General features: G+C 68.8%; 19 protein-coding genes. 2 read left to right on the top strand and 17 right to left on the bottom strand.

Annotation, left to right across the window (positions count from 1 at the left end; all coding sequences use genetic code 11):
• Nucleotides 1-8: 8 nt before the first annotated feature.
• From PKA16_RS00110 to PKA16_RS00160, 11 genes are all read right to left on the bottom strand, one after another.
• Entirely contained in the window at nt 9-392 is a 384-nt protein-coding gene (locus tag PKA16_RS00110; protein WP_324399157.1) for a PaaI family thioesterase, read from the bottom strand.
• Between the two features lie 356 nt (nt 393-748).
• Nucleotides 749-1,189 (bottom strand): DUF1810 domain-containing protein, encoded by a 441-nt coding sequence (locus tag PKA16_RS00115; RefSeq protein ID WP_324399159.1) that lies wholly within the window; start codon nt 1,187-1,189, stop codon nt 749-751.
• 18 nt (nt 1,190-1,207) lie between these two features.
• Nucleotides 1,208-1,597, bottom strand: coding sequence for a hypothetical protein (locus PKA16_RS00120; protein WP_324399161.1), 390 nt, complete (start codon nt 1,595-1,597; stop codon nt 1,208-1,210).
• A 150-nt stretch (nt 1,598-1,747) separates the two neighbouring features.
• A complete protein-coding gene (gene soxB / locus PKA16_RS00125) occupies nt 1,748-3,484 on the bottom strand; it encodes a thiosulfohydrolase SoxB (RefSeq protein ID WP_324399163.1) in 1,737 nt (578 codons plus the stop codon).
• A 75-nt stretch (nt 3,485-3,559) separates the two neighbouring features.
• Nucleotides 3,560-4,231, bottom strand: coding sequence for a sulfur oxidation c-type cytochrome SoxX (soxX, locus tag PKA16_RS00130; RefSeq protein ID WP_324399165.1), 672 nt, complete (start codon nt 4,229-4,231; stop codon nt 3,560-3,562).
• 15 nt (nt 4,232-4,246) lie between these two features.
• On the bottom strand, nt 4,247-5,050 hold the full coding sequence (gene soxA, locus PKA16_RS00135; protein ID WP_324399440.1) for a sulfur oxidation c-type cytochrome SoxA: 804 nt from the start codon (nt 5,048-5,050) through the stop codon (nt 4,247-4,249).
• Between the two features lie 82 nt (nt 5,051-5,132).
• Nucleotides 5,133-5,444: a thiosulfate oxidation carrier complex protein SoxZ gene (gene soxZ, locus PKA16_RS00140; RefSeq protein ID WP_324399167.1), complete on the bottom strand. Its 312-nt coding sequence runs from the start codon at nt 5,442-5,444 to the stop codon at nt 5,133-5,135.
• A 180-nt stretch (nt 5,445-5,624) separates the two neighbouring features.
• Complete coding sequence (gene soxY, locus PKA16_RS00145) at nt 5,625-6,083, bottom strand: thiosulfate oxidation carrier protein SoxY (protein WP_324399169.1); 459 nt, start codon at nt 6,081-6,083, stop codon at nt 5,625-5,627.
• Between the two features lie 94 nt (nt 6,084-6,177).
• On the bottom strand, nt 6,178-7,251 hold the full coding sequence (locus PKA16_RS00150) for a c-type cytochrome (protein ID WP_324399171.1): 1,074 nt from the start codon (nt 7,249-7,251) through the stop codon (nt 6,178-6,180).
• A complete protein-coding gene (gene soxC / locus PKA16_RS00155) occupies nt 7,235-8,620 on the bottom strand; it encodes a sulfite dehydrogenase (protein ID WP_324399173.1) in 1,386 nt (461 codons plus the stop codon). The genes PKA16_RS00150 and soxC overlap by 17 nt, the downstream gene beginning before the upstream one ends.
• 256 nt (nt 8,621-8,876) lie before the next feature.
• Nucleotides 8,877-9,197, bottom strand: coding sequence for a hypothetical protein (locus tag PKA16_RS00160; protein WP_324399175.1), 321 nt, complete (start codon nt 9,195-9,197; stop codon nt 8,877-8,879).
• 416 nt (nt 9,198-9,613) lie between these two features.
• Between PKA16_RS00160 and PKA16_RS00165 the strand changes: the two genes are divergently transcribed.
• Nucleotides 9,614-10,081, top strand: coding sequence for a carboxymuconolactone decarboxylase family protein (locus PKA16_RS00165; protein WP_324399177.1), 468 nt, complete (start codon nt 9,614-9,616; stop codon nt 10,079-10,081).
• Between the two features lie 34 nt (nt 10,082-10,115).
• Here PKA16_RS00165 and PKA16_RS00170 read toward each other — a convergent pair whose 3' ends face one another.
• The gene (locus PKA16_RS00170; protein ID WP_324399178.1) at nt 10,116-10,598 is read right to left on the bottom strand and encodes a hypothetical protein; all 483 of its coding nucleotides are present in this window, start codon (nt 10,596-10,598) and stop codon (nt 10,116-10,118) included.
• Entirely contained in the window at nt 10,595-11,578 is a 984-nt protein-coding gene (locus PKA16_RS00175) for an MBL fold metallo-hydrolase (protein WP_324399180.1), read from the bottom strand. Before PKA16_RS00175 ends, PKA16_RS00170 begins: the two co-directional genes overlap by 4 nt.
• Nucleotides 11,579-11,635: 57 nt before the next feature.
• Here PKA16_RS00175 and PKA16_RS00180 point away from each other — a divergent pair, with 57 nt between their 5' ends.
• Nucleotides 11,636-12,733 (top strand): YeeE/YedE family protein, encoded by a 1,098-nt coding sequence (locus PKA16_RS00180; RefSeq protein ID WP_324399182.1) that lies wholly within the window; start codon nt 11,636-11,638, stop codon nt 12,731-12,733.
• Between the two features lie 100 nt (nt 12,734-12,833).
• Here the strand turns inward: PKA16_RS00180 and PKA16_RS00185 are convergent, their stop codons facing one another.
• From PKA16_RS00185 to PKA16_RS00200, 4 genes are all read right to left on the bottom strand, one after another.
• Nucleotides 12,834-13,436 (bottom strand): c-type cytochrome, encoded by a 603-nt coding sequence (locus PKA16_RS00185; RefSeq protein WP_324399184.1) that lies wholly within the window; start codon nt 13,434-13,436, stop codon nt 12,834-12,836.
• Nucleotides 13,433-14,716: an NAD(P)/FAD-dependent oxidoreductase gene (locus PKA16_RS00190; RefSeq protein ID WP_324399441.1), complete on the bottom strand. Its 1,284-nt coding sequence runs from the start codon at nt 14,714-14,716 to the stop codon at nt 13,433-13,435. The genes PKA16_RS00185 and PKA16_RS00190 overlap by 4 nt, the downstream gene beginning before the upstream one ends.
• A gap of 14 nt (nt 14,717-14,730) precedes the next feature.
• Nucleotides 14,731-15,039: a c-type cytochrome gene (locus tag PKA16_RS00195; protein WP_324399186.1), complete on the bottom strand. Its 309-nt coding sequence runs from the start codon at nt 15,037-15,039 to the stop codon at nt 14,731-14,733.
• A 236-nt stretch (nt 15,040-15,275) separates the two neighbouring features.
• Nucleotides 15,276-15,614, bottom strand: a complete 339-nt coding sequence (locus PKA16_RS00200; RefSeq protein WP_324399188.1) for a metalloregulator ArsR/SmtB family transcription factor — start codon at nt 15,612-15,614, stop codon at nt 15,276-15,278.
• Nucleotides 15,615-15,640: the final 26 nt, after the last annotated feature.

Raw genomic sequence — 15,640 nt, forward strand, 5'->3', positions numbered from 1 at the left:
GCCCTGCTTCAGCCGGCACGGGGCGGTGCCGCGAGAATCGCGTAATTGCCTGTCGCCAGCGCCACCAGCTGTTCGCCCGCCCGCACGCGCGAGCTCAGGTGCGCCACCGTGCGGCCGCGGTTCACCAGCTCGGTGGTGCACACCAGGCGTCCGCCCTGCACGGGCCGGAAGTAGCTGATCGAGATGTCGATGGTGGCGCAGGTCTGCCCCGTCTCCAGCGTCGGATACAGGGCCAGGCCCATGCCGGTATCGGCCAGCGCGAACACCACCGCGCCATGCACCACGCCGTGCGGGTTCATGTGCTCGGGCGCCAGCTCCAGGCTCATCGTGCTGTAGCCCGCGCGCTGCTCGCCCGTTTCCAGCTTGATCAGGTCGGCAAAAGGGTGCTTCATGGATGTCATCGGACAGTCGCTGCAGCGCGGGACGCGCTCCGGCAGCCAGTCTACCGGCAGCAGCGGCGTCAGGTGCAGCGCGTCCGTGGCTTCGTGGGCTCTGGGGCAACGCGCAACAATGCCCGGGACTCGCGAACACTTGCACCCAGGCAGCGATGCGCAGCGCGCGAGGAGCGGGTTCAGCGTTGCCCTGATCTTGCACGGCGACACCAGCACTGCGGAACGCTCGAGCGCCCCGAGCACGCGATCCGGGCTGTCTGCCAGCAGGCCCCCCCGTCGGACGCCCTGCCCGGCGGTTCGCGGCAAGCCACGGACCTCCCATGGAGCGCTCGGCATCCGCTTGCCGCAACGCGCTGTCAAGCCGCGCCGTCGCCCCCCAGCATCCGCAGCGTGAGCGGATCCGGCACGCCGCCACAAAAGGCCTCGAGCGCCCGCACGAACTCCGGCACCTCGGGCGCCGCGCGGGCGAACAGCGTCAGGCACGAACACAGCTTGAGCGCATCGATGCCACCCAGGATGGATTCGGCCGACCGCCCGGCATGGCCGAGCAAGGCCCGCACGCACTCCAGCAGCCGCGGGCCCAGCACGGGGTGCGCCACGTAGGCCCGCGCCTCGGCCAGGCCGGCAATGCCATAGGCCTGCGCCATGGCGCTCGAGCCCAGGCCGCGCAGCTGCGGGAAGATGAACCACATCCAGTGCGAGCGCTTGCTCCCTTCCTGCAGCTCGGCCAGCGCGCGTGCGTAGGTGCTGGCCTGCGCCTGGACGAAACGCTCCAGATCGAATGCATCGCCCACCATGGGATGTCTGTGGCTGGTTCAAAGGCCCAACTCGGCCTTGATGCCAGAAATCATCGTGGTCGTCCAGTCCTGGCCCGTGAGCTGGATCCGGGAGCGCTTCAGGCTCTGCACCTCGACCGTATACACGCGCGCCCCCTTTTGTGCCGGCCGCACGAACACCCCCACCACCTCGCCCAAGGTCGCCAGGCCCGCGCCCTTCTCGGCCCGCAGCACGCCCTGTTCCGGACTGTTCTCGACGATCGTCAGGTTGCGGCTGGCCGTCAGCACCACCGCGCGCCAGATGGCGTCATAGCTGCGACCACGCACCTCGAAGGTCGACCCACCCGTGCCCGGCTGCAGGCTGTCCGTCGTGGCGCAGCCCGCGGCCGCCAGTCCACCCAGTGCCGCCAGCAATGTCCTGCGTTTCATGCCGATCTCCTCCGTGTTGGCTTGCCTGACACACTGCAGAGGAGGCTTCCGGCCCGGGCACTCTCCAGGGTCGGCCAGGCGCACCCGGTCAATCGCAACGCAGGCGCCGCGATCGACCTCCCGCTACCCGGCCGTGGCGGATCGCTGGCGTCAATCCGCGTAGCCCGGATTCGGCAACGCCCCGCCCACCAGCTTGGGCATGTTGGCCTTGCGCGGCGCGACCTTGCCGCCCGTGGCCTTGAGCCACTTCTCCACCAGGTCCCACACCATCGGGTTGCCGGCCTGGGCGGCCTCCTGGCCGACGGGCGCCCAGCCGGCCACCTTGTAGGTCTTGTCGGGGTCGATGAGCTCGCCCTTGAGGCGCATGTCGGTGACGCGCTTGCCGATGCTTTCCTGCGGGTTGAAGGCGTAGCTCAGGCCGCCGACGCGCACCATGTCGCCGCCCTGCTGGTAGTAGGGGTCGGGGTTGAACAGGTTGTCGGCCACGTCCTCCATCACGGTCTTGATCATCTCGCCCTTCATCTCGGTGAGCGTGGCGTAGCTGTAGGTGGTGGCGGTCATGTCCATGACCCACTCGCGCGTGATGGGCTGGCCGGGCAGCAGCGTGGTGCCCCAGCGGAAGCCGGGCGAGAAGGCCAGGTCGGCGCCCTGCACTTCCATCAGCGCGTCGACGATGAGCTGGTCGCCGGTGCCGTTGAAGTTGCCGCGCCGGTACAGCAGGCCCTCGGTGATGGCGAGCTGCTCGGCCAGCCTGGCCTCGTAGGGCGCGCGGACCTTCGTGATGAGCGCGTCCATGTCGGGGTCGGCCGGCAGCATGTTGGCGAACACGGGCAGCAGCTTGTAGCGGAAGTCGCGCACCTTGCCGTCCTTGACGTCGAGGTCGAGCACGGCCAGGAACTTGCCGTTGCTGCCGGCATTGGTGACGAGAGTCTGGCCGCCACCGTTCCTGACGATGCTGGGCACGGGCATGCCGTCATGGGTGTGGCCGCCCAGGATGGCGTCGATGCCGCGCACGCGGCTGGCCATCTTCAGGTCCACGTCCATGCCGTTGTGGCTGAGCACGATGACGACCTGGGCGCCCTTGCCGCGCGCCGCGTCGACCACCTCCTGCATGTGCTCGTCCTGGATGCCGAACTCCCACTCCTCGACCATGTAGCGCGGGTTGGCGATGGGCGTGTAGGGGAAGGCCTGGCCGATGATGGCGCAGGGCACGCCGTTGATGGTCTTCATCGTGTAGTGCTCGAAAACCGGATCGCCGAAGTCGGTGGTCTTGATGTTCTGCGCCACGAAGTCGACGTGGCCGGCGAAGTCCTTCTTGACGATCTCCTGCACGCGGTCCATGCCGAGCGTGAACTCGAAGTGCCCGGTCATCACTTGAACGCCCAGCAGCTTGCAGGCATCGACCATGTCCTGGCCCTTGGTCCACAGCGCGGTGCCGCTGCCCTGCCAGGTGTCGCCGCCGTCGACCAGCAGCGCGCCGGGGCGACTCGCGCGCAGGCGCTTGACCAGGGTCGCCAGATGCGCAAAGCCGCCCACCTTGCCGTAGCGCTCGGCGGCCTGGGCGAAGTCGAGGTAGGTCAGCGCGTGCGCGCCCGGCGTGCCGGCCGTCACGCCGACGGCCTTCAGCAGCTGCTCGCCCACCAGGTGCGGCAGGCGCCCCTTCATGTCGCCGTAGCCCAGGTTGACGCTGGGCTCGCGGAAGTGGATCGGCCTGAGCTGCGCATGGCAGTCGGTGAAGTGCAGGAACGAGACGTTGCCGAACTTCGGGATCTCGTACAGGCCCTCGGCCGCGGTCTGGGCACTGGCGTTGGCAAAACGCCCCAGGCCCATGCCGGCGGCGCTGGCGGCGCCCAGCACCTGGAGGAACTCGCGCTTGCTCAGGTTCATGGATCAGTCTCCGCTCATATATGACTTGAAAAAAAGGCCCGGCAGAACCGGGCCGTGTCTCTGGTGTGCGGCAGCTCAGCGATTGACCGGCGACCGCGGGTCCAGCAGCAGCGCCACGATGTGGCGGATCTGGTCCTGCGTCAGGATGCCCTTGGCACCGGCGCGCGGCATGTTGGAGCAGGCGTTGTAGGCCTTGCTGTTCCAGATCTTGCCCCAGGTGTACTTGACGACCTCCTGCGCCTGCGGGCTGTTCGGGTCCGTCACGCCGCGCAGCTTGCCGTACTGGTAGAGGCTCGGACCGATGGTGCCGAAGGAGATCTCCTCCTTGCTGATCTGGTGGCAGTTGTAGCAGTTGCCGCCGTTGGCGGCGCCAGCCTTGTCGGTCCAGGTCATGCCGCGGCCGCTCTGGGCGATCTTCTCGCCCTCCTTCCAGTTGCCGATGAACTTGCCGTCGCTGGGCCACTGGATGGTCTTCATGTTGGCCGCTTCCAGGCGCTTAGCCAGCTCGGGGTCGAGCGGCTGGCCGGCCACGTCGGCAGCGTCGCAGGCGGCCAGGGTGTCGTCGTGGGCCAGGGCTTCGTCGACCTTGACGATGCCCTTGTCATGAAAGCCGGTCTTGACCACTTCGGCGGCGCGCGCATCGGCCTCGGCCGACGTCGGCCCGGGGGCAACGACGGCGCAGCCAACCACCAGGGCACCGGCGCCCAGCAGCAGCGCCGACACGGTCGTGAGCTTGAGATGTTTCATGCTTGTGCCTCCTTCTCAGCGCTTGATGGCGGGTGCCACGGAACGGGCTCCCTTGGCGTTCACGCCCATGTAGACCCCCAGCGCCACCGTGGCGTCGCTGATGAAGTCGGGCTCGGGGAAGCGCTGCTGGCGATAGCAGTCGTTCAGGCGGTGCTGCATGGACCACATCTGGCCGTTGGAGACGCGATACGCGGGCCAGGCGGCAAAGCCGACGCCGTCGCCCGGGTTGCCGGTCAGGCGCGGCAGGTCCTGCAGGCGAATGCGCTTGCCGTCCTCGCCGTGGCAGGAGGCGCAGGCGAAGTCATGCGAGCCGCCGCGCTGGAAGAACAGGCGCTTGCCAACCTCGTACATCATGCGTTCCTCGGCATGCGACTGCGGCAGGTTGAAGGTCATGCCCTTGGATTCCTCGGCGATCCAGGTTGCCAGCGCAGAGGTGTTGGCGCGCTCGCCCTTGCCCCAGCTGGCGTCGATGACCTCCTTCGGGTCGATGCCCTGCAGCGTGCTCATGCAGGTGACCAGCCGTGACTCCAGGTCCTGCACCTTGCCGGTGTCGGCAAAGTAGCGCGGCAGCTCGACGAAGGCGCCCTTGACGACGCCCGGGCCCTTGCCGAGGTCGCACTGCTCGAGCGAGGCGTTCTTCGGGCCGCGCTTCTTCGTCCAGAGCTCCTCGCCCTTCATCGAGAACAGGTCGGCCGGGTTGCCGTCCTGCAGCATCTCGCGGTATTCGTCGATCGCCTCGGTGCTGGTCTTCTGCGCCAGGGCGCCGCCGGCCAGGGCCAGCAGTCCCAGGGCAGCCAGCGCGGTCGCGCCGTGCTTGATCTTCATCGTGCTTGTCTCCTCGTCATGAAAGCGGCAGGGCAGGCCCGGAACGCGCCGGGCCTGCCCGAATGCGGGTCGGGCGTCAGGACACCGTCGCCTCGTCGGTGCGCGTGTCGCCCTTGTTGTCGGTCCAGGTGATGGAAATCTTGTCGCCAGCCTTGGCGCCCTTGACGACGAACTGCAGGAACGGGTTCTTGGACACCGCCGGCCCCCATTCGCAGCTGAACACCTCCTTGCCGTTGAGCGAGGCCTTCACGTCCTGGATGTGCCAGGCCGGCACGATCTGCCCGGACGCGTCCTTGCGCTGGCCGGACTCCATCTCGTGACTCATCAGCACGCGCACCGTGGCCTTGTCGTCCTTGGCCTGCGCGCGGATACGCATTGGATCACCCATGTCTTTTCTCCTGAATTCAGTTCAAATCAATTCAACGAACCTCACCACACCCCCATCCGCACCGGGCCCAGTGGCCGCGGAGCAGGCCATGCCAGCGAACGCCATGCCCGGGCTTGTACCGGGCATCGGCGTTGTCCCCCTCAGGGGGAAGGAGCGCAGCGACACAGGGGGAGTGTCTTTCTAGCCACCACAGCCACCCAGGGTGACCTTCACTTCCTTCTTGGCGTAATGCGCCTTGCCATCGGCCGTGATGGCCACGGCATAGACGTCCGACGACTGGCCCATCTTGCTGCGCGTGGCAAAGCTCGGCTCGACCGCGTCGCTCACGTTGAACACCGCCACCAGCGCGTTCGGGTTCTTCTCGACCAGCAGCACCATCTGCTTGACGTTCGGCAGCGTCGTGCTCAGCGCCAGCGGCACCACGGCGCCGTTCTCGGCGATGTCGGGCGCCGTCAGCGTGACGTCCCCGCTCTCGGTCGGAGCACCGCCGGCACCCAGGGCCTTGAGCGCGCCGTCCAGGCTCTTGGCATTGAAGGCCTCCTTGTTGAAGGCGAGGGCGAACTGCGGGAACAGGCCGCTGCCGGCCAGCAGGCCCGCCACGACGGCGCTTTGCTTGAGGGTTTGCCTGCGTGTCTGCATGGGCGTTTCTCCTTCGGGATGGATCGGAACTGGTTTCATGTTAATCGATGGATGGCAGGTTTCTTGATGCGCGTCAGATTGTTTTGAAATGAGCTCATTTGGCGGCGGCGCCAGCCGCCAGCCACTCGGCCATGACCTGCACGTCGGCGGCCGGCAGGTCCTGCGGCGGCATCGGGGTTTCGCCCCAGACGCCGGAACCACCGGCCTTGATCTTGCCGGCAATGTAATCGGCCTTGCCGCCGTGCTTCTTGCCGATGTCGACGAAGCTCGGTCCGACCAGCTTGCTGGCCTGCGCGTGGCAGGCCGTGCACCCGTGCTGCTGCGTCAGCGCCACGGCAGGTGGCACGGCGCCCGCGACCTTGTCGGCGTCGGGCACGGCGACCGGGCCGGCGGCATCGCCCAGCAGGCCTTCCTCGCGCGTGGTATCGGAGCCGCGCTGCGGCCCGACGGTGCGGTTCTGCTCGCGCAGGTTGCCGTGCGCGTCGCGGGCATGCGCCGGCAGCACGGAGGAGACCTTCAGCTCGGGCGTGCAGTCCTTCATGCAGGCCGTGGCCTGCACGTCCGGCTTGCCCGGGGTCCCGCCCAGTTCGGGGCCGGGCCACATGGCGTGCTTCGTCGTCATGCCGTTGCGGTTGGGCATCCGTTGCTGCACCTCGGCGATGTTCCGGTTGCTCAGCGTGAAGTCGGCCGGCAGCACGTCGGCCAGATGCAGCAGGAAGGCCGTGACGGCATAGACCTCGTCGGGCTGGAGCGACTTCGGCTTGTCCCAGGGCATGGCGCGGTTGATGTAGTCCCACAGCGTCGAGACCGTGGGCACCTTCATCAGCGTGGTGCGCTGCGGATAGTCCAGCCGGCTCAGGTTGGCGACGCGCCCGCTCTTGACGTCGTCCTTGCCGGTGCCGCCGATGAGCGGAAAGAACACCGAGTTGGATTCGCCGAAGAAGCCGTGGCAGCTCGCGCAGCGCGACTCCCACACGTCCTGGCCCTGGTCGACGCTGCCCGAGCCGGCCGGCAGGCCCTGGAAGTCGGGGCGCACGTCGATGTCCCAGGCCTTGACCTCGGCCGGGGTGGCGGCGCGGCCGACGCCCGCAAAGCGCTGCTGGGCCAGTGCCGGCAGCGTGATGGCCGCCGCCAGCAGCATGGCCAGCCACTTACGAGAGCTGGACATTCTTCACCTCGCCGTTTTCCTGCACCAGCCAGGACTGGATCGCGTTGTTGTGGTAGATCGAGCGCGACCCGCGCACCTCGCGCAACTGCCGGTAGTTGGGCTGCACGTAGCCGGTCTCGTCCATGGCGCGGCTCTGCACGATGGCGGGCTTGCCGTCCCAGGTCCAGTCGAGGTTGAAACGCGTGAGGCAGCGGTCGAGCACCGGCGTCTCGAGCCGCGCCGTGCGCCAGTTGCGCCCGCCGTCGACCGAGACGTCGACGCGCTTGATCTTGCCGCGCCCGGACCAGGCGATGCCGCTCAGGTTGTAGAAGCCCTGGTCCAGCAGCACCTGGCCGCCCGAGGGCGTGGTGATGACGCTCTTGCACTCCTGGATGCTGGTGTACTGGCGGTGCGTGCCGTCGGGCATCAGGTCGACGTAGTGGATGGCCTCGTCCTTCGTCGCCCAGGGCTGGTCGCCCACTTCGACGCGGCGCAGGTATTTCACCCAGCTCACGCCCTGCACGCCCGGCACCACCAGGCGCAGCGGGTAGCCGTTCTCGGGCCGCAGCATCTCGCCGTTCTGGCCGTAGGCCACCAGCACCTGGCCGCTGGTGACGAGTTCGATCGGGATGGTGCGCGTCATCGACGAACCGTCGGCGCCCTCGGCCAGCACGAATTTGCCCTTTTTCAGGTCGGCGCCGGCCAGCTCCAGCAGGGTGATCAGCGGCACGCCCGTGAACTCGCTGCAGGACAGCATGCCATGCGTGTACTGCACCGTCGGCACGGCGACGTTGCCCCATTCCATGCCGGTGTTGGCGCCGCACTCGATGAAGTAAAAGCGGGACACGCTGGGCAGGCGCATCAGCTCGTCCATGGTGAAGACCATCGGCGTCTTCACCAGGCCGTTGATCATGAAACGATGCTTGGACGGATCGATGTCCCACCAGCCCTGGTGATGGCGCTCGAAGTGCAGGCCGCTCGGCGTGACGATGCCGAACAGCGACTGCAGCGGCGCGAACGACACCGAAGCCTGGGTGGTCTGCGTCAGGCCCGGGCTCTGGCGCCGCTGCACATTGGCCTCCCAGCGCGAAGGACGGCCGTAGCCGTCCGTGACCACCGCCTGGCCGAGGCTGGTGGAGTGCGTCGGCAGATTCAGGATGTTGGGGTCGCCGCCGTCCGCCGGCACCGGGTTGGCCTGCGCACCCGCCTGCGTGGCCGCGGTGCCGGCCAGGGCCGCCGCGAAGGCGCTGCGGATGAAGTCGCGCCGACCGCGCTGGCCCTCGGCGAACACGGCCTGCACGCCGACCGGATCGACGAAGTGCTCGGGCGCCTTGCGCAGGCGGCCACGGGCCGTCAGGCCCGCAGGCAGCGAAATGGTTTCAGGATCCATGGCGTGAAATCAATATATGCGCAAGAACTAATGTTATAGGCGCAAGACAGCGCCGCACATGGGGTTTTACCCGAGTGTCCGGCTCAGGCGCCAGGGAACCTCTGCATGACTTCTCGCGGCAGGCAGGCGCCGCGGATCGAGATCGGATGCAAGGCGCGAACCGCAGCGATAGCCGCAGCCATGGCGAGGATTCGCAACGCGGCAGACCGCCCGAGACTGCGGATGCCCGCGGCGCGGGAGGTCATGCACAGGCTCCCTAACGCGCGAAGTGGTAGTGGTCGCGGTTGAGCACCGCGGCGACGGCCTCGATTTCCTCGGGAAACAGCGTCAGGCTCAGCTCGCTGCTGCAGCGTTCGACCATGGCGAGCAGCGCCGCCGGCGTGTTGATGCGGCCTTGCGGGCGGTAGATCGCCTTGCCGTCGTCGGCCCACTTGAGGGCATGGCACTGGTTGCACCGGTGTTCCGCGATCAGGCGCTCGCCGAGCGCCAGGTCCGCGTCCCGGAACGCGGCGGGACCATCGGCCCAGGCCGCCGCGGTCACCAGTGCCAGTGCCAGTGCGGTGATGGCGCGCTTCATGCAGGAGTCCTCCATCGTCGGTGCCGGGCCGCGCATGCGGCGACAGCTTGCCCATGATATCGGATCGGCCTGAATCCGGCCGCTGGATGCGCCTGTCCGGCACATGGACGCGGTTGAACCCAGGACAACGCTGGACCCGTCCCTCGCGCGCCGCGCATCCCAGCCTGGGGCGGCCTGCTTCGCTGCCAAGGCCCATGACCCCCAGCCATTGCCGCGCCTTGCCCCTGCAGGGCGCGCATCATGCCGTGGGACCTGGTCGGCGTCACCGGAAGTCCGGGGCATGGGCCAGGACGGCCCGGCGTGCCGGCGTGCCGGCGTGCGCCGCCATGCTTCCACGGCCGTCATGGACTCCCGCGCGCAAGCTGACGCCGGGTTCGGCCGGCGTGACAATCGAGGCGCAGAGAAAGGACCACACCGTGACGGACATTCCCTTCACCCAGCGCATGAACGTGCATGCGACCGACCCCAAGGCCTACGCGCCGATGCTGGCGCTGGAAAAATACATCCATGCGGGCAGCCTCGGCGAGGCCCTGCTGGCACTGGTCAAGCTGCGCGCGTCACAGATCAACGGCTGCGCCTTCTGCCTCGACATGCACGGTCGCGAGGCGCGTGCCGCGGGCGTGCCGCAGCGCCAGCTCGACGTGCTGGCCGGCTGGCAGGAAGCGCCCGGCCTGTACTCGGCGCGCGAACGGGCCGCCATCGCCCTGACCGAGCAGGTCACGCTGATCAGCCAGGGCGGCGTGTCGGACGCCGTGTGGGCCCGGGTCGCGGCCGAGTTCAGCCCGCAGGAGACCGTCGAGCTGCTGATGGCCATCTGCGCCATCAACAGCTGGAACCGACTGGCCATCACCACGCACCAGGACCTGCCGCCGCAACAGGACTGAAGCCGGTTGCCGGCACAGGCCGCGCGTCGGAGGTTCAGCCAGCCAGCGCGCGGCGCGCGCGCTCCAGTCGGTCGTCCAGATAGGCGGAATAGAAATCGGGCGAGCCGCCCTCCAGGCGCTCGGCGACCTCCTGCCCGCCGCGCCCGAGGAACAGCAGGGTCGGCGCCATGGTCACGCCCCAGGCCTTGATCAGGGCCTCGTGCGTGGTGGGTGCGCCGCCCGCGGTTTCGGTGGCCTGGCGGCTGCCCATGTCGATCTGCACCACGGGCAGGCCCTCCTGCGCGTGCATGGGCGCGAGGTAGTGCTCGCGCACCAGCTTGCACCAGGGGCAGCCGTGCAGGCTGACCATCACCACCAGCGGCTGGCGCGCCGCCAGCGCGGGCGCCAGCTCGGCGCGCAGCGAGCGCGACAGCGGCAGTTCCCTGGCCGCCGCCGCAGCCGGCGCGCTCCGGCCGAGCGCGCCCAGCGCGCCCAGCACGGCGAGCAGTTGTCGGCGGCCGATGGCACGGTCCCTCACTGCTCGTGCTCCATCAGCAGGTAGGTGTTGTAGGCGTTCATGCGGTTGGCCGCGCCAAACAGCGGGAGGTGCTCGAACTGGCTCCAGTCGGTGGCTGCGTACGCCTCGTCGAACGGCGTCATGTCGCGCGCCGCCTCGCCCATCGTCTTGCGCAGGTAGACCAGGTAGTCGCGCGTGAGCTGCATGTCCTTGCGCGCCTCGGTCGAGACCGGGCCGTGGCCGGGCACGACGACCTGGGCGTCGAAGGTCAGCAGCTTCTCCAGCGACTGGATCCAGTTGCGGCTGTCGGCCTCGCCAACGAAGGGGATGCGGCTGCGAAACACCAGGTCGCCGGCGTACAGGAGCTTGCGCTGCGGCAGGTAGATCACCAGGTCGTCCGGCGTGTGCGCGGGGCCCACCGGCTGGATCACCAGTTGCGTGTCGCCCACCCTGAGCTCGCGCCGGCCGTCGATCCATTCGGTGGCGGGCACCAGGCGCGTGCGCGCGTCGATCCAGGGCGCCAGCTCCTGGCGCGAGGCCTGCAGGCGCAGGCGCGCGGTGTCGGAGTTGAGGTATTCGCGCCCGGCCTGGTGCGCGATGATGTGCGCGCCCAGGTCGGCGAACACCTGCAGGCCGTAGATGTGGTCGGCGTGGTAGTGGGTCAGGATGACATGCGTGACCTTCTGCTCGGTCACCTTGCGGATCTCGCCGAGCAGGCGTTCGGCCAGGGCCGGCGAACCGAGGGTGTCGATCACCACCACGCCGGCCGAGGTGACGACGAAGCCGGCGTTGGAGATGAAGTTCTGGTTGGCGGGCGAGCCCAGCGCCGACAGGCCCTCGACGTACCAGCAGCCGGGCGCGGCTTCGCGCGCCTGCATGGGGGGGAGCGCCGCGGGCTCGGCCGCCTCGGCATAGGCCGCCCAGCGTCCGGCGCCGCCGGCGCAGGCCAGCAGGCCCGCGCAGCCACGCAATAGTTGACGTCGATCAAATTGCACCGCCATGTCCCATCCTATATTTATAAGTCACGACTAAAGTAATTATCTGGAATGCACCCCGACTTGACAAGCCTGCTGGACCAGCATGGCACGGGCACGGTGCTGGCCCTGGGTGGCGCGCTGATCGGGGCGCTGTTCGGCTTCTTCGCGCAGCGCTCGCGCTTCTGCCTGCGGGCAGCGGTGATCGAGTTCTGGCGTGGCCAGTTCGCCGAGAAGCTGTCGGTGTGGCTGCTGGCGTTTGCCAGCGCCGTGATCGGCGTGCAGGCGCTGATCCTGGCGGGCTGGCTCGACGTCAGCGAAGCGCGCCAGCTGGCCACGCGCGGCAGCCTGTCGGGCGCGCTGGTGGGGGGCCTCGTGTTCGGTGCCGGCATGATCATGACGCGCGGTTGCGCCAGCCGGCTGCTGGTCCTGTCGGCGGGCGGCAATCTGCGCGCCCTGCTCTCGGGCCTGGTGTTTGCCGTCACCGCGCAGGCCGCGCTGGGCGGCAGCCTGGCGCCGCTGCGCGAACAGATCGCAGGCTGGTGGACCGTGGACGGCGGCGCTGCCCGCCACCTGCTGGAACGCCTGGGCGCGGGTCCGCTGGATGGCCTGGTGCTGGGACTGGTGTGGCTCGCGGTGGCGGTGATCTTCTCGCTGCGCAGCGGCAACCGACCCTGGATGTGGATCGGCGGCATCGGCACCGGCCTGGCGGTGGCAGCAGCCTGGGGCTTCAGCCACGCGATCGCGCGCGCCAGCTTCGACCCGGTGGCGATCCAGGGCCTGACCTTCAGCGGCCCCTCGGCGGAATGGTTGATGCGCGTGCTGGCGACGCCGTCGCGTCCGTTCGGCTTCGACGCCGGCATGCTGCCCGGCGTCTTCATCGGCTCGGCGCTGGGCGCCTGGATCGGGCGCGAATTCAAGGTCGAGGGCTTCAAGGACGGCACCAGCATGGCGCGTTACATCGTCGGCGCCATGGGCATGGGTTTCGGCAGCATGCTGGCCGGCGGCTGCGCCGTGGGTGCCGGCATGACGGGTGGCGCCATCTTCGCCCTCACCGCCTGGCTCGCGCTGGCCGGCATGTGGCTGGGCGGCGGGCTGATGAACCGGCTGCTGGCCGAACCCGTGCAGACCAGCCAGCCCGCGACGCAGCAGGCACCGGTGGTCGTACCGCTCGCGCCATGAGCGACAGCACCCTCCCGAGTCGCCCAAGGCGCTCGCTGCTCCTCGGCCGCGACTGCCCGCCCATGGCCGGCCCTGTGGCGACCAGGGTCGCGGGCCGGGGCTACTGGCCGCTCAGGTATTCGGCCACGGCTGCCATCTCCAGCGCCGTCATCTTCTCGGCCACGGTGTGCATCACGGCGTTGTCGTTGTTGCGCGCGCGCTGATGGAACTGCTTGAGCTGGTTTTCCAGGTAGGCTGCGTGCTGGCCGGCCAGGCGCGGCAGGGTCGCGCTGCCGGCGCCGGTGAGGCCGTGGCAGCTCGCGCAGGCGGGCACCCCGCTCCACTTGTTGCCGGCCTGGTAGAGGTACTTGCCCACCCCCGCCAGCGCCGCGTCACTGGCCACCTCCTGGTGCGGCGGGCGGCTGGCGTAGAAGCGGCCGAGCGCCACCATGTCCTCGGGCGACAGTTCGGCCACCATGCTGGCCATGGCCGTGCTCTTGCGCGTGCCGTTCTTGAAGTTCTCGAGCTGCTTGGCGATGTACTCGGCGTTCTGGCCCGCCAGCCGCGGGAACACCTCGCTGGCCGATTCGCCCTCGGCGCCGTGGCACAGGAAGCAGGAGCCGCCGATGATCTTCTGGGCGCGGGCGGTGGTGTCGCTGCCGTCCTGCGCCCAAGCCGCGCCGGCCAGGGCCAGCGCGGCGGCGGCCAGCAGGGCCCGCCTCATGCCAGGGTGTCGGCCCAGATGTTGCGTGCCCAGGCCATGGCGTAGCGGCCCTCCAGCTCGCTGGCCGCCACCGACACGCCGCCCGAGCCCTTGACCGGCACCATGGTCTTCTGGTCGGCCTCGTAGCGGTGCACGCTGGCGACGTGGATAACGTCCGTGTCGCTGACGAAGCTGTAGCAGGTGTTGTTGTAGATCGGCAGGCGGTTGACGTCGCGACCCGAAAGCAGGGCCACGATGGCGGCCGCCGCCACCTTGCCATGCTGGTTGGCCATGTGGCCGGACTTGGGCATGGCCGGCGCGATCTGCAGCGCATCGCCGAGGATGTGGATGTTCTTCGCCGCCACCGACTCCATGGTCAGCCAGTCGACCTCGCACCAGCGCTTGTTGGCCGTGGTCAGGCCCGCGTTGTGCGCGACGTCGCCGGCGCGCATCGGCGGCACGACGTTCAGCACCTGGGCCTTGACGTCGTCGTTGAAGTCGAACTTCAGCGTCTTGGTGGCCACATCGACATCGATCAGCTTGTGGCCGCCGCGGTATTCGATGATGCCCTTGTAGCGCTCGGCCCAGGCCTTCTTGAACAACGGGCCCTTGGACGTGACGTCGTCGTTGGCGTCGAGGATCAGCACCTTGGATTTGGGCTTGGCCTGCTTGAAGTACCACGCCACCTGGCAGGCGCGCTCATAGGGCCCGGGCGGGCAGCGGTAGGGCGACAGCGGGATGGCCAGTGCATAGACACCACCATCGGGCATGGCCTCGAGCTGCTTGCGCAGCGCGACGGTCTGCGGCCCGGCCTTCCAGGCGTGCAACACCTGGTCCTGGGCGCCTGGCCTGGTCATGCCGGGCAGGGCATCCCACATGAAGTCGACGCCGGGCGACAGCACCAGCCGGTCGTAGCCGAGGGTGGCCCCGCCGGCCAGGCGCACCTGGCGCTTGTCGGCGTCGATGGCGGTGACGCGATCGCGCACGATCTTCACGCCGTGGCGCTTGGCGAGGTTGTCGTAGGGCGTGGTGATGTCGGCGATCTGCTTGCTGCCGCCCAACACCAGGTTGGAGATCGGGCAGGAGATGAACACCTCGCCCGGCTCGACCAGGGTGACCTCGACCCGGCCTTCCGACCACATGCGGATGTACTTCGCGGCCGTGGCGCCACCGTAGCCGCCGCCGACGACCACCACCTTGCCGCCGGCGCCCGAGCCGGTGGAAGCGCAGCCGGCCGCGAGGCCGAGCGTGGACACCGCGGTGGCGGCCGAACCTGCACGAATGAATTGACGACGATCGATCATGGCTGCCTCCCTCACTTCTTCTGCGCCGCGAACCAGCCGGCGATCGCGTCCAGTTGCTCGTCGCTGTAGCCCTTGGCGAGCTGGTGCATCACCGTGGCCGGCTTGGCGCCGCTCTTGAAGTCCTTCAGCTTCTTCAGCAGCTCGTCCTTGGCCACGCCCGCCAGCGGCTCGTTGCCCGGCTGCGCATGTCCGTTCGTGCCGTGGCAGTTGGCGCAGGCCGCGGCCCAGCTGCGCACCTGCAGCACATCGGTCTGGGCATGGGCCGTGCCGAGCACCGTCATCAGGCCGGCCGCCAGGCCGACAAGCAAAGTCCGTTTCATTGCGTGGATCCTCCCCGATGAATACAACGAAGGCTGACGGAAATTCGTGGCGATTTATATCGTCGCTCGATGATATAGCGCGGGTTTCGGGTCTGACACTGGGGGATTACCCCAGACCCGGGTGCATCCGCCGCAGTCCGCGTGGGTGCCAGGCCCAGCGATCGATCCGCCGGATCGCCGTGCGCCGCAGCCATCCCGGCGCGCCGCGCGGACCAAGGGGGGCCCTGCCCCCGGGCTCAGTAGAGGTTGCTCTCGGAGGCGATCTGGGTGCAGACGGCGCGGCACAACGCGACCACGCGGTCGTTCGTGATGCGGTAGTAGATCTGCACGCCGTCGCGCCGCTTGCCGACCACGCCCGCCTTGTAGAGCGCGCCCAGGTGTTGGCTCATGTTGGGCTGGGTGGTGGGGATGTGCGCCAGCAGCTCGCCCACGTTCTTCTCGCCATGGCACAGCGCGCTGATGATCTTCAGCCGCATCGGCGCCGACATCAGGCGAAACACCTCGGCCGCCGATTCGAAGACTTCGTCGGTCTTGTGCTCCGCTTCGGCGACAAGGGGTTGCTTGGCTTGATCCATGGTGCGAGACGACACGAACCCACCTG

Origin of the sequence: Ottowia sp., from assembly GCF_035325765.1 — a bacterium.
GTDB lineage: Bacteria > Pseudomonadota > Gammaproteobacteria > Burkholderiales > Burkholderiaceae_C > Ottowia.

What these genes read in the sequence shown, in the direction of transcription:
- PKA16_RS00110 (WP_324399157.1), bottom strand. Translation starts at nt 392, where the DNA reads ATGAAGCACCCTTTTGCCGACCTGATCAAGCTGGAAACGGGCGAGCAG.
- PKA16_RS00115 (WP_324399159.1), bottom strand. Translation starts at nt 1,189, where the DNA reads ATGGTGGGCGATGCATTCGATCTGGAGCGTTTCGTCCAGGCGCAGGCC.
- PKA16_RS00120 (WP_324399161.1), bottom strand. Translation starts at nt 1,597, where the DNA reads ATGAAACGCAGGACATTGCTGGCGGCACTGGGTGGACTGGCGGCCGCG.
- soxB (WP_324399163.1), bottom strand. Translation starts at nt 3,484, where the DNA reads ATGAACCTGAGCAAGCGCGAGTTCCTCCAGGTGCTGGGCGCCGCCAGC.
- soxX (WP_324399165.1), bottom strand. Translation starts at nt 4,231, where the DNA reads ATGAAACATCTCAAGCTCACGACCGTGTCGGCGCTGCTGCTGGGCGCC.
- soxZ (WP_324399167.1), bottom strand. Translation starts at nt 5,444, where the DNA reads ATGGGTGATCCAATGCGTATCCGCGCGCAGGCCAAGGACGACAAGGCC.
- soxY (WP_324399169.1), bottom strand. Translation starts at nt 6,083, where the DNA reads ATGCAGACACGCAGGCAAACCCTCAAGCAAAGCGCCGTCGTGGCGGGC.
- PKA16_RS00150 (WP_324399171.1), bottom strand. Translation starts at nt 7,251, where the DNA reads ATGTCCAGCTCTCGTAAGTGGCTGGCCATGCTGCTGGCGGCGGCCATC.
- soxC (WP_324399173.1), bottom strand. Translation starts at nt 8,620, where the DNA reads ATGGATCCTGAAACCATTTCGCTGCCTGCGGGCCTGACGGCCCGTGGC.
- PKA16_RS00160 (WP_324399175.1), bottom strand. Translation starts at nt 9,197, where the DNA reads ATGAAGCGCGCCATCACCGCACTGGCACTGGCACTGGTGACCGCGGCG.
- PKA16_RS00175 (WP_324399180.1), bottom strand. Translation starts at nt 11,578, where the DNA reads ATGGCGGTGCAATTTGATCGACGTCAACTATTGCGTGGCTGCGCGGGC.
- PKA16_RS00185 (WP_324399184.1), bottom strand. Translation starts at nt 13,436, where the DNA reads ATGAGGCGGGCCCTGCTGGCCGCCGCCGCGCTGGCCCTGGCCGGCGCG.
- PKA16_RS00195 (WP_324399186.1), bottom strand. Translation starts at nt 15,039, where the DNA reads ATGAAACGGACTTTGCTTGTCGGCCTGGCGGCCGGCCTGATGACGGTG.
- PKA16_RS00200 (WP_324399188.1), bottom strand. Translation starts at nt 15,614, where the DNA reads ATGGATCAAGCCAAGCAACCCCTTGTCGCCGAAGCGGAGCACAAGACC.